The sequence below is a fragment of the Amphritea sp. 1_MG-2023 genome, assembly GCF_030547545.1.
Classification (GTDB): Bacteria; Pseudomonadota; Gammaproteobacteria; order Pseudomonadales; family Balneatricaceae; genus Amphritea.
This window is the reverse complement of the sequence record NZ_JAUOQE010000026.1, coordinates 50,208-62,086: the sequence shown is the minus strand read 5'-3', so window position 1 is coordinate 62,086 and position 11,879 is coordinate 50,208. Positions and strand designations below refer to the sequence as shown.

Genomic DNA, 11,879 nt, shown 5'->3' with positions numbered 1-11,879 from the left:
AATAAGAGACAGCCCCGATCATTCGCTTGATCGGGGCTTTTTCGTTTTACGGCCTTAAAAGCCGCTGTCCGCCGTTCAAAAAAGTGTATCAGTCAGGGTAGGAGTCACGCCCCCGTGGCGATAAAGGCTGTGGACCGCAGTCCGAAAAAGCGTAGCGCGAAACCTATTTTATTTTTATGCTGAGATGGTTGTATGGGGAGCGCCGATCATTCTACCCTCGAATCTCATGCTGTTGTTTTGTCGGTTCTAAATGGGGTGTCGATTGATTGGCCTATTGTTGGGCTTGCTAGATGGGGCTATTATTTTATATATTGCCGTCTCGTTTATCAGGTTGGCGCGATAATCGTAACAACTGATTCTGAATTAATAAGCAGGTAGATAATGTATACCGAAGAAGATATTCGCCGTTTACGTTGGCAGAGCCGCAGAGGCATGCTGGAATTAGACGTATTATTTGTGCCTTTTGTTGAAGAGGTTTTTGCTGATCTTGATGAGGAGGATCAAGATCGTTTTGTTAAATTGCTTGCTTGTGAAGATACCGATCTGTTTGTTTGGTTGATGGAACGAGGCGAAGCAGACGATCCTGATATGCAGCGTATCGTACGAATCATTCTCGACCGTGTTCAGCCCCCTACAAGTTGAGATAAAGCCCTCTGCGATCCATCAGAGGGTGTTGCTTGTATTAACGGCTTTATCGCTGTGTTCCATTTGGATTTCAGGCCTTGAGGTTGCTCTTAAAGTGATACTGACATTGCTATGCGGTCGTTACACTATCTACGCTTGGTCGCGTTTTATCTCCCTGACACATCCTGCTTCGGTGACTGGCGTGCGTTGGTTAGCGGATAAAAAAGCGATTGCTGTGTGCCTTGCTGGGGATCATTGGTATGAAGTGGTGGCGTTAGAGCAGCGACTCTCTTTTCCGGTGTTGCTTGGCTTTAAGGTCAAGCTTCGAGATCAGAATCGTTCGGTCGCCGCTGTTATTTGGTCAGACAGTGTGAGTGTCGATCAGTACAGGAAGCTACGAGTTTTATTACGCTTTGCTGCGCCACCAGTTAACGCCAATCATAGTTTATAGGGGTGAGAATGGTATCTCTGGCCTCTAAGCCGCTTTCTGGATAATCTAGGGTATAGTGAAGGCCACGGCTTTCTTGACGCCGCATGGCCGAACGGATGATGAGATCTGCTACCACGGCTAAGTTACGTAATTCCAGTAGATCTCGACTGACTTTATAGTTGCTATAATATTCGCCGATCTCCTGTTGTAGTAAATCTACTCGGTGTTTAGCGCGTTGCAAGCGCTTGTTGGTTCTTACAATACCGACGTAATCCCACATAAAGCGTCTTAATTCATCCCAGTTATGAGCGATAATGACATCCTCATCAGAATCGGTTACCTGACTTTCATCCCAGGCTGGAATTGCAGGCAGTTCGCCTAATGGGTGATTGTGGCTGATGATATGGCTGGCGGCAGATGAAGCATAGACAAGACATTCGAGTAACGAGTTACTGGCTAGTCTGTTGGCACCATGTAAGCCTGTAAATGAGGTCTCACCAATCGCGTAGAGTCCTTCTACGTCGCTCATACCATGTTGATTGACCATAATGCCGCCGCAGGTATAGTGAGCGGCGGGCACAACAGGGATCGCCTCTTTGGTGATATCAATACCGTACTTAAGGCAGCGCTCATAGATGGTTGGAAAGTGCTGTTTAATGAATGAGTCGGGTTTATGGGAGATATCTAAAAAGAGACAATCACAGCCGAGGCGTTTCATTTCGTGATCGATAGCTCTGGCCACAATGTCTCGAGGCGCGAGTTCGCCACGTGGATCAAATTTATCCATGAATCGCTTACCGTTGGGTAAGCGTAACTTCCCGCCTTCGCCGCGTACCGCCTCTGAAATCAAAAATGATTTAGCTTGCGGGTGATATAGGCAAGTGGGGTGAAATTGGTTGAACTCTAAATTGCCGACTCGGCATCCAGCGCGCCAAGCCATGGCGATACCATCACCAGAGGCACCGTCAGGATTACTGGTGTATAGGTAGGCTTTACTGACGCCTCCGGTTGCTAAAACGGTTGAGCCGGCTTTGAATACATCCACATGACCACTATCGTGATTCAGTACATAGGCGCCGATACAACGGTTTTCTGGCAAGTTGAGTTTGTGACGTGTAATTAAATCGACGGCGATACAGTTTTCCAGTAGGTCAATGTTGTTGCGTGCCCGGGCTTGTTCTATGAGGGTCTGCTGAATTGCCTGACCGGTGGCATCGGCGGAGTGAATAATCCGGCGATGGCTATGGCCACCCTCTTTGGTGAGATGATATTCATCACCTTCTCGAGTGAAGGGTACGCCTTGCTCAACCAGCCAGTCGATACTCTCTTTACCATGTTCTACGGTGAAAGCGACTGCGTCCTGTCGACTTAGGTTGGCACCGGCGGTAATGGTATCTTGAATGTGGGCTTCAGTACTGTCACCGTCATCGAGCACCGCGGCGACACCGCCTTGCGCTTGATAGGTAGAACCGCTGGTCAGTTTCGCTTTGCTGAGTACGGCAATTTTATATGAGTCAGGCAGTTTCAATGCTAAGCCGAGTCCTGCGGCCCCACTGCCAATGATTAAGACATCATATTGAAACTCATTACTCATTTGCGAACTCTCTAGCGCTATTATTCTGAGAGGTGATTATTGCCTGAACTGCCCTTGCGAGCCAGAGGTGAGCGTCAATTTATTAATTTTTTTTAACATAAGGGAACTTAGTCGTCTGAGTGCGCTCTTACTTTATATCTTGAAACACCCTAGGTTAAGGGTTGCATGATACAGGAGATGGCATTCATACTTCCTTGTAGCTGTCAGCAGCTAGATGAGTTTGAAACTGTTATATAAGTAAGGAATCGAATGTCCAGCGAGAGCCAAGCATCGATAGATCAAAAGCTGGTCAAGCGTGTTCAGGAAGGCGATAAAACAGCCTTTGATCTGTTGGTTAAAAAATACCAGCATAAAATTATCGGACTGATTGGACGATATGTTTATGACCATCATGAAGCGATGGATGTGTCCCAAGAGGCTTTTATTAAAGCTTACCGGGCGTTACCCAATTTTCGAGGGGATAGTGCTTTTTATACTTGGTTATATAGGATTGCGATCAATACAGCCAAAAATCACTTAGTGGCAAAAGGCCGTAGACCGCCGGATATGGATATTGATGCCGATGATGCTCAGCATCTTGAGGGTGATAGCGGCTTAAAAGATATTGAAACCCCAGAAAATAGTTTATATCGGGATGAACTGGCCCGAGTAGTAAAGAATGCCATGGATAAGCTGCCTCAGGATTTACGAGCGGCCTTGTCTTTGCGAGAGTTTGACGGACTGAGCTATGAGGATATTGCTCAGATTATGGATTGTCCGGTGGGTACCGTTCGTTCACGGATATTTAGAGCCCGTGAGGCAATCGATAAAGAGCTGAAGCCTTTGTTGGGGTAGCTTTACGTTGGCTGGATGTTGTTAGCACGGTTTTCAGAGCGAAAATTAAACAGGCTAACTGTTTGATTTTAATCATGGGTGGCTTTAGTGCCCCCGTATCTGTTATGCAGATACTTAATTCGTTAGGAGTTTGTTAATGAGCGAACAACCGAAAGAAGCTCTTTCCGCATTGATGGACAATGAAGTAGGTGACTTTGAGTTACGTAGCTTGTTGAAGCAGAGTGCTGAACGTAGCGAGTTGTCCGAACAGTGGCAGCGTTATCATGTTGCGAGTTCGCTACTTAAAAATGAGCAGCTTGATACGGGTGATATTAGTCTGATGGTCAAACAGGCTATCTATGCAGAGCCCGTGTTAGAACAGCACACTGAGGCGCCTTCTGAGGAAAAAAGCCTATCGCGGAAACGCTTCTTTAAGCCGTTAATGAGTATGGCGGTTGCTGCTTCTGTGACGGCCGTTGTTATTTTGGGTGGCCAGAACTTTACTGGTATATCACCGCAGTCTGTGGATCAAGGGTTAGCACAGGCCCCCGAACCTACGATAACGCAAGTACAACCCAGCTTTTCAGTCTCACGTAACTTGATGAGAGCACAGTTTGGCACTCCCCGTATTGCTCATCAAACGGATAATAATAGTGATAATATTATTCGCTTTAATGCGAGTTTGAATAGCTATATTCAGCAGCATAATGTCTTGAAACAAGGCGAGTTGGCGAGTTCTACACCTGGGTGGCTTCCTGATGGTTATAGCGCGATTAAAAATGCCATGGCCCCCGGTGCGGAGCTAACGGTATTTAGCAATGGGGTTAACTCCTTTACGCTGAGTATTGAACGGACGGGCAGTGCTGCTGTTCCTGAAGGCGCGACGCAACTGGGTGAAATGGTAGCGGTCGGTAAAAAAGTAGATCAATTCTTTGTCACCGTCGTGGGAGATGTTCCGCTGATGGTTGCTGACCGTGTGGCAAATTCGTTTGAGAAAATACAGTAATTCAATATGCTTGAAGAAAACGGACGTGTAGTACGTATCGGATCAGGTACTGTCTGGATTGAGATGATCAAGCAAAGTGCTTGCTCTAGTTGCAGTGCACAGAAAGGCTGTGGTCAAAGCCTATTGGCTAAAGTCGGTGACGGTAAAAGGCTAGAGATTCAAGTGGATAATCCTCAACATATTGATGTTAAGCTGGATGATCTGGTAACCCTAGGTGTCGGTGAGCGTTCTTTCTTAACGGCATCCTTACTGGTTTACCTATTGCCGCTGATGATCATGTTTATGCTCGCGGTAGGCACTCAATTATCGGGGTTCTCTGAACCGAAAGTGATTTTAAGTGCTGTTATAGGATTGGCAGGTGGTTTTCTGCTAACCCGCTATATTTCTGGTTTGATAAGCCAGCATTGCAGTTACCGACCGGTACTGCTTCGAAGAGTCTGATTTACTTTAGTCATAAATGAGATACAGGATAAACGATATGAAACTAGTCAGAGCGACTTTTAGCCTGGTTCTTTTCTGGTTGTATGTGAGTAGTGTGCATGCCGCATTGCCAGAATTTAAAGATCTGGTAAAGCAAACATCTCCCGCCGTCGTCAATATTAGTACGGTGCAACAGGTATCCTCTAAGGTTCAGGGGCTGCCTGATCTTCAGTTGCCAGAAGGTCAGCAGATTCCAGATATTTTCCGTCACTTTTTTCGTCTCCCTGAAGGTTATGGTAATTCGCCAAAATATAAAGCACCGCAATCATTGGGATCGGGTTTCATTATTTCCGAAGATGGCTATATTTTAACCAATCATCATGTCGTGGCTGATGCTGATAAAGTCATCGTTCGCTTGAGTGATCGTCGTGAGTTAGACGCTAAGGTCATTGGTTCTGATAAGCGTTCTGATGTGGCTTTGCTAAAAATTGATGCGACGGATTTACCGGTGGTAAAAGTCGGTGACTCGGCTAAGGCAGAAGTAGGTGAGTGGGTACTCGCTATCGGGTCTCCATTCGGCTTTGATCACTCAGTCACCGCGGGTATTATCAGTGCGACTGATCGTAGTCTAGCAAATGAAACCTATGTACCCTTTATTCAAACAGACGTTGCGATCAATCCCGGTAACTCTGGCGGCCCGCTGTTTAATCTGAAGGGCGAGGTGATCGGTATCAACTCACAGATCTATACCCGTTCTGGTGGCTTTATGGGATTATCTTTTTCGATTCCGATGAATGTTGCGATGGAAGTTGTCGATCAGCTTAAAGATAAAGGCAAGGTGAGTCGAGGCTGGTTAGGTGTCATTATTCAGGAAGTCAGTCGCGATCTTGCCGAATCTTTTGGTTTGGATAAGCCCGAAGGCGCATTAGTGGCGACGGTGCTACCTGATAGCCCTGCTGCCGCGGCAGGTATCCGAGAAGGCGATATTATTTATAGCTTTAATGGCCATGCCATCGATCGCTCGGGTGATCTGCCGCATCAAGTGGGTCGGATTCCGCCGCAAACGGATGCTACGGTAGGTATTGTCCGTGGTGGTAAGAAACAGTCGTTGACCGTTACTATCGGTTTATTGCCTTCCTCAGGTGAGGTGATGAAAACCTCCTCGCAGAGTGATAAAGCATCATCTAATCGGCTTAACATACAGTTGAGTGAGTTGGATGATCAACTGCGAGAGCGTCTAAGTGTGACCAGTGGCGTTGTGGTACGTCAAGTTGAAGAGGGCGCGGGTGCCGATGTTGGCTTGATGGTGGGTGATGTGATTACCATGCTTAATGGCGAAGATATTCGCTCTGTCGAACAGTTTGCGGCCGTGGTTGAGAAGTTGCCGAAAAATAGAGCGGTACCGATGAGAATTGTGCGTCGGGGCAGTCCGATGTTTATCCCGCTTAAACTAAAATAGTCTTTTGTGACTCAGGGGGCTATCAGCCCCCTTTTGTTTATTTGTCGAAGCGTTGCTCTTTGATGGTCGTAACGTATGAAATACGGTACACTTGCCGGCTTCAGAATTGCGCCCTCATAACGGGGTAGCATAGTTAAATTTATTAGCTGGTGATTCCGTAGTGAGTAAGCTCGAACACATCCGTAATTTTTCGATTATTGCCCATATTGACCATGGTAAATCCACCTTGGCAGATCGTTTTATCCAGACCTGTGGCGGGTTGTCAGAACGAGAGATGGAAAAGCAAGTGCTTGACTCTATGGATCTAGAGCGTGAGCGTGGAATTACCATTAAAGCTCAGAGTGTTACGTTGAATTACACGGCTAAAGATGGCCAAGTGTATCAGCTAAACTTTATCGATACGCCGGGACATGTTGATTTCAGCTATGAGGTTTCTCGTTCATTAGCGGCGTGTGAAGGGGCATTGTTGGTTGTCGATGCCGCTCAAGGGGTTGAAGCTCAGTCTGTTGCGAACTGCTACACGGCGTTGGAGCAAGGGCTGGAAGTGCTGCCCATATTGAACAAAATGGATCTACCGCAAGCCGAGCCGGAACGAGTACGTACCGAAATTGAAGAAGTGATCGGTATTGATGCTGAAAATGCGGTGGCTTGTAGTGCCAAAAGTGGTTTAGGTATAGACGATGTGCTAGAAGCGCTGGTGACACATATACCTGCCCCTGAGGGTGATCCTGATGCGCCGTTACAGGCGTTAATTATTGACTCATGGTTTGATAACTATCTCGGCGTTGTATCGCTGGTACGAGTCAAACAAGGTACCCTACGGAAGAAAGATAAAATCCTGATTAAATCGAATCGTCAGGTTCAACCGGTTGATGGTGTGGGTATTTTCACCCCAAAACGAACCGAAACGGGTGTCTTGAAGGCTGGCGAAGTAGGTTATGTCGTTGCCGGTATTAAAGATATTCACGGTGCTCCTGTCGGCGATACGATTACTCATGCAAAAACCCCCGATGTTGAAACCCTACCGGGCTTCAAACGCGTTCAGCCTCAGGTTTATGCTGGCCTTTTCCCTACCAGTTCTGATGACTACGAAGATTTTCGTGAAGCGTTGGATAAGTTGACGCTGAATGATGCCTCGTTATTTTTTGAACCTGAGTCTTCAGATGCGCTAGGGTTTGGCTTTCGTTGTGGCTTCCTCGGTATGCTGCACATGGAGATCATTCAGGAGCGTCTAGAACGGGAATATAATCTCGATCTAGTGACCACTGCGCCAACCGTGGTCTACGAATTGGAACTGAATAGCGGTGAGGTCATTCAGATCGATAGCCCGTCTAAGTTGCCAGATCCGGGTTCGATTAAAGAGATGCGTGAACCGATCGTAGAAGCCAATATTCTGGTACCGCAAGAGTTCCTCGGACAAGTGATCGGGCTGTGTGTGGATAAACGCGGTGTGCAAAAAAACATGAACTTTGTCGGTAATCAGGTTCAGGTCTCTTATGAACTACCGATGGCTGAAGTCGTGTTGGACTTCTTTGATCGCCTTAAATCGGTTAGCCGTGGATATGCATCGCTAGAATATAACTTTGTTCGTTTTCAACCCGCTCAGTTAGTGCGCTTAGATATTCTAATTAACGGTGAGAAGGTCGATGCCCTAGCGGTTATTTTGCATAAAGATAATGCGCCATATCGTGGTCGTCTGTTGTGTGAAAAAATGAAAGAGTTGATTCCACGGCAGATGTTTGATGTCGCTATTCAGGCGGCCATCGGCGGCAAGATTATCTCTCGCACCAATGTTAAGGCGCTCCGTAAGAACGTTATTGCTAAGTGTTATGGCGGTGATGTTAGTCGTAAGAAGAAGTTATTGCAGAAACAGAAAGAAGGTAAGAAACGGATGAAACAGGTGGGAAGGGTTGAGATTCCTCAAGATGCCTTCCTCGCAGTTTTGAAGGTTGATGGTTAGGACATATTCGCATGGATTTTGATTTTGCACTGATATTGGTAGTACTTACCTTTTTAGCGGCGTTAGGTTGGGTGTATGACCGTATTGCCTTTGCGAGCGCTCGAAAGGCGCGCATAGCGGCAGCACAGAAGGCGAGTGGCGATTTACCTGAAGCGACCTTGGAACAGTTGAATAAAGAAAATGCGATTGTCGACTTATGTCGCTCGTTGTTCCCGGTCTTATTCGTGGTACTGATTTTACGGTCATTTGTGGTCGAGCCATTTCAGATTCCTTCCGGATCGATGAAGCCAACACTTAAAATTGGCGATTTTATTTTAGTGAATAAATGGCACTACGGTTTTCGTTTACCCGTGATTGGTACTAAAGTTATGCCATTGAATACTCCTCTACGGGGCGATGTCGTGGTCTTTAAATATCCGCAAAACCCGAGTATAAATTATATTAAGCGAGTGGTTGGTTTGCCTGGCGATCGGGTTCGTTATCAAAATAAGACCCTCTATATCAATGGGCAACCACAAGCACAAACGTTGCTAGAACAATTGCCGCCACAAAACCCACGTTTACTGCTCATGGATGAGACATTAGGTGATGTCAGTCATCAGCTTTATCGTGATGTGTCACCACCTCGCAGACCTGGTGAGTGGGTGGTGCCTGAAGGGCAGTATTTTGTTATGGGTGATAATCGTGATAATAGTAACGATAGCCGCTTCTGGGGGTTTGTACCGGATGAATTACTAGTGGGTAAAGCGTTTGCCGTGTGGATGCATTGGCCAGATTTCTTTACTTTGCCTAGTTTTAGTGATGTACGCACTATCCATTAAAAGGAATATTGGGGTAAGTTATGTCGATACGAAATAAGCAGCGAGGTGTGTCTTTTTTCTCTCTGATGATCATCTTGATTGTTGCAGGGGTCTTTTTTGCGGTTGGCATGAAGCTTTTTCCGGTCTATTGGGATCACAGTTTAGTCACCTCGATGATGGAAGAACTGGTTGAAGAGCCTGAAACTAAAAGGGATTCACCAACAGAAACGCGCATGAAAGTATCCAAGCGCCTGCGAATTAATCAGGTATCGTTGCCGGTTAAGGACGCAGTGATTATCGATGAAAAGGAAGGGGTGAAAAATATCACCCTGAAATACGATGTAACTGTACCCATGTTTTACAATGTTGATGCAGTGGTTAAATTCCACGAACAGTATGAAGTGATTATCCGTTGATTATTAAGCCCGCCACCGACCTCGCAAGAAAGCTGGGTTATCAGTTTAAAGACGAGAGCATGATTGAACTCGCTCTTACTCACCGTAGCCATGGAAAACGTAATAATGAACGTTTGGAGTTTCTTGGCGATTCGATTCTGAATTTTGTCATCGCAGAGGCGTTGTTTCGCCGTTTTCCTGATGCCAAAGAGGGACAGCTTAGTCGGCTCAGAGCGCAGTTAGTCAAAGGGGAAACGCTGGCTGAGCTGGCTAGAGAAATGAAGCTTGGCGATTATCTACGGCTTGGGTCGGGAGAGCTGAAAAGCGGCGGTTATCGTCGCGATTCTATTCTGGCTGATGCTGTTGAAGCCATCATCGGCGCGATTTATCTTGATAGTGATATGGATAGTTGCAGGCCTTATATTTTGGGCTGGTATCAATCCCGTCTTGAACAGACCTCATTGCTGGATACCAAAAAAGACTCTAAAACTCGGCTGCAAGAGTTTTTACAGTCTCGTCGAGCGCCATTACCCGATTATGAATTACTGTCTGTGAGTGGCGAAGCGCATCAACAGACGTTTGAAATTCGCTGTGCTGTTTCCTTGTTGGATCAGCCCACGGGAGGTCGGGGAAGTAGCCGCCGTCAGGCCGAACAGAATGCTGCCAAAAAGGCGCTTGATAAACTGAAGGTGGTTAAATGAGTCGTGATTTGAGTTATCTGCTAGATCAGCCCAGTGAGAATCAACATTGTGGCTTTGTGGCTATTATCGGTCGCCCGAATGTGGGTAAATCGACTTTGATGAATAATATCCTAGGTCAGAAGCTCAGCATCACATCGCGAAAACCGCAAACCACGCGTCATCAAATCGTTGGCATAAAAACGCTAGGGGATGTGCAAGCGGTCTATGTGGACACCCCTGGGCTACATAAAGATCAGGATAAAGCGATTAACCGTTATATGAACAAAGCCGCCAGCTCAGCGCTGCGTGATGTTGATGTCGTGGTGTTTATTATTGATCGTACTGCGTGGACCGAAGAAGATGAGATCGTGTTTGAAAAGCTCGGCGGAATTAAATGCCCAGTGATTTTGGTCATCAACAAAATTGATCAGTTAGATGATAAAGAATCACTTCTGCCGCACCTAGAAACCTTATCGCAAAAGATGGACTTTCTGGAGATTATTCCGATTTCGGCTAAAAATGGTACCAGTGTTGATCGCCTTGAAGCGGTGATTAATGAACAGCTACCTAAAAGTATTCATTTCTATCCGGATGATCAGATTACCGATCGTAGTTCGCGTTTTCTCGCGGCAGAGTTGGTACGTGAAAAACTGATGCGTAATCTGGGTGATGAAGTTCCTTACGGTACCACCGTCGAGATTGAAGAGTTTAAGCGTAATGAACGCGGTATTCTAATTATTAGTGCCTTGATTTTGGTCGAACGTGAAGGTCAGAAACGTATCGTTATTGGCGATAAAGGCGACAAGATTAAAGGTATCGGTCGCGATGCACGGCTCGATATGGAAAAAATGTTTGATTCAAAAGTGATGCTAAACCTTTGGGTTAAAGTGCGTAGTAACTGGTCGGATGATGAAAGGGCTTTGCGTAGCCTTGGGTACAACGATATAGAGTGACTGAAGGCCGTCGATGAGTTATCAGCTTGAAGCTCAGGCGGCTTATGTCCTGCATGCCCGTCCTTATCGGGAAACCAGTCTACTGCTTGATCTTTTCACGCTAGAACAAGGAAAAGTCAGCGCAATCGTCAAAGGCGCGCGCAGCCCTCGTTCGCGTATGCGAGCGATGATGCAGCCGTTTACCCCGCTGCAGATCAGTTTGCGTGGGCGTCACGAGCTGAAAACATTGACTCAAGCTGAAGCGGTTGCTGCGCCGATATTCCTAAAAGGGGATGCGCTCATTTGCGGTCTCTATGTCAATGAATTGCTTGAGCGCTTACTACAACCTTACGATCCGCATCCCCGTCTGTATGTTTTCTATCAATATGTTTTGAATGAGTTATTGGCGGCGACTGATATTGAGTTAGCTCTACGCACGTTTGAGCAACAGCTATTGCAGCAATTAGGTTATCAATTTGATGTGCAACACTGTCAGTCAGAGATGATCTACCGTTACCATCCAACACAGGGCTTTAGTCCCGTTAGCCAACTATCGGATGCTTTAAAGCCGCTATGTTTTAGCGGTGATCAGTTAATGGGGGTTGTCGCTGAGGAATATCACCGTCCTGAGATCCGCCGGGCAGCTAAACGGCTGATGCGCTTAGCCTTAGAAACGCAGTTAGGCGGTCGGCCGCTGCGGAGTCGTGAATTACTTCAAGGATTTCGGCCTAAGCATACGCCAGTCTAGTGCGCGACAACCGCTTCA

Annotated in this window: 13 protein-coding genes; 12 read left to right on the top strand and 1 reads right to left on the bottom strand. The window is 46.5% G+C overall.

Going from position 1 to position 11,879, the window contains the following annotated elements:
- Positions 1-381: 381 nt before the first annotated feature.
- Positions 382-642 (top strand): succinate dehydrogenase assembly factor 2, encoded by a 261-nt coding sequence (locus Q4488_RS13795; RefSeq protein WP_303581059.1) that lies wholly within the window; start codon positions 382-384, stop codon positions 640-642.
- Positions 620-1,075 carry a protein YgfX gene (locus tag Q4488_RS13790; protein ID WP_368411582.1) on the top strand — a complete coding sequence of 152 codons (456 nt, stop codon included), beginning with the start codon at positions 620-622 and terminating at the stop codon, positions 1,073-1,075. The genes Q4488_RS13795 and Q4488_RS13790 overlap by 23 nt, the downstream gene beginning before the upstream one ends.
- On the opposite strand, the gene nadB is transcribed toward Q4488_RS13790, so the two are convergent.
- Positions 1,053-2,648, bottom strand: a complete 1,596-nt coding sequence (gene nadB / locus Q4488_RS13785) for an L-aspartate oxidase (RefSeq protein ID WP_303581057.1) — start codon at positions 2,646-2,648, stop codon at positions 1,053-1,055. The genes Q4488_RS13790 and nadB overlap by 23 nt on opposite strands.
- A gap of 249 nt (positions 2,649-2,897) precedes the next feature.
- Between nadB and rpoE the strand changes: the two genes are divergently transcribed.
- The 10 genes from rpoE to recO all read left to right on the top strand — a co-directional run bounded on the left by rpoE (position 2,898) and on the right by recO (position 11,861).
- Positions 2,898-3,482 carry an RNA polymerase sigma factor RpoE gene (gene rpoE / locus Q4488_RS13780; protein WP_303581056.1) on the top strand — a complete coding sequence of 195 codons (585 nt, stop codon included), beginning with the start codon at positions 2,898-2,900 and terminating at the stop codon, positions 3,480-3,482.
- 136 nt (positions 3,483-3,618) lie between these two features.
- A complete protein-coding gene (locus tag Q4488_RS13775; RefSeq protein ID WP_303581055.1) occupies positions 3,619-4,467 on the top strand; it encodes a MucB/RseB C-terminal domain-containing protein in 849 nt (282 codons plus the stop codon).
- Positions 4,468-4,473: 6 nt separating this feature from the next.
- Entirely contained in the window at positions 4,474-4,908 is a 435-nt protein-coding gene (locus Q4488_RS13770) for a SoxR reducing system RseC family protein (RefSeq protein ID WP_303581054.1), read from the top strand.
- Between the two features lie 37 nt (positions 4,909-4,945).
- Positions 4,946-6,346 (top strand): DegQ family serine endoprotease, encoded by a 1,401-nt coding sequence (locus tag Q4488_RS13765; protein WP_303581053.1) that lies wholly within the window; start codon positions 4,946-4,948, stop codon positions 6,344-6,346.
- A 160-nt stretch (positions 6,347-6,506) separates the two neighbouring features.
- Entirely contained in the window at positions 6,507-8,306 is a 1,800-nt protein-coding gene (lepA, locus tag Q4488_RS13760; protein ID WP_303581052.1) for a translation elongation factor 4, read from the top strand.
- Positions 8,307-8,317: 11 nt separating this feature from the next.
- Positions 8,318-9,127: a signal peptidase I gene (lepB, locus tag Q4488_RS13755; RefSeq protein WP_303581051.1), complete on the top strand. Its 810-nt coding sequence runs from the start codon at positions 8,318-8,320 to the stop codon at positions 9,125-9,127.
- A 20-nt stretch (positions 9,128-9,147) separates the two neighbouring features.
- Positions 9,148-9,522 carry a DUF4845 domain-containing protein gene (locus Q4488_RS13750; protein ID WP_303581050.1) on the top strand — a complete coding sequence of 125 codons (375 nt, stop codon included), beginning with the start codon at positions 9,148-9,150 and terminating at the stop codon, positions 9,520-9,522.
- The gene (gene rnc, locus Q4488_RS13745) at positions 9,522-10,202 is read left to right on the top strand and encodes a ribonuclease III (protein WP_303581062.1); all 681 of its coding nucleotides are present in this window, start codon (positions 9,522-9,524) and stop codon (positions 10,200-10,202) included. Before Q4488_RS13750 ends, rnc begins: the two co-directional genes overlap by 1 nt.
- Complete coding sequence (era, locus tag Q4488_RS13740) at positions 10,199-11,134, top strand: GTPase Era (protein ID WP_303581049.1); 936 nt, start codon at positions 10,199-10,201, stop codon at positions 11,132-11,134. The genes rnc and era overlap by 4 nt, the downstream gene beginning before the upstream one ends.
- 13 nt (positions 11,135-11,147) lie before the next feature.
- Complete coding sequence (recO, locus tag Q4488_RS13735; protein ID WP_303581048.1) at positions 11,148-11,861, top strand: DNA repair protein RecO; 714 nt, start codon at positions 11,148-11,150, stop codon at positions 11,859-11,861.
- The last annotated feature ends 18 nt before the right edge of the window (positions 11,862-11,879 follow it).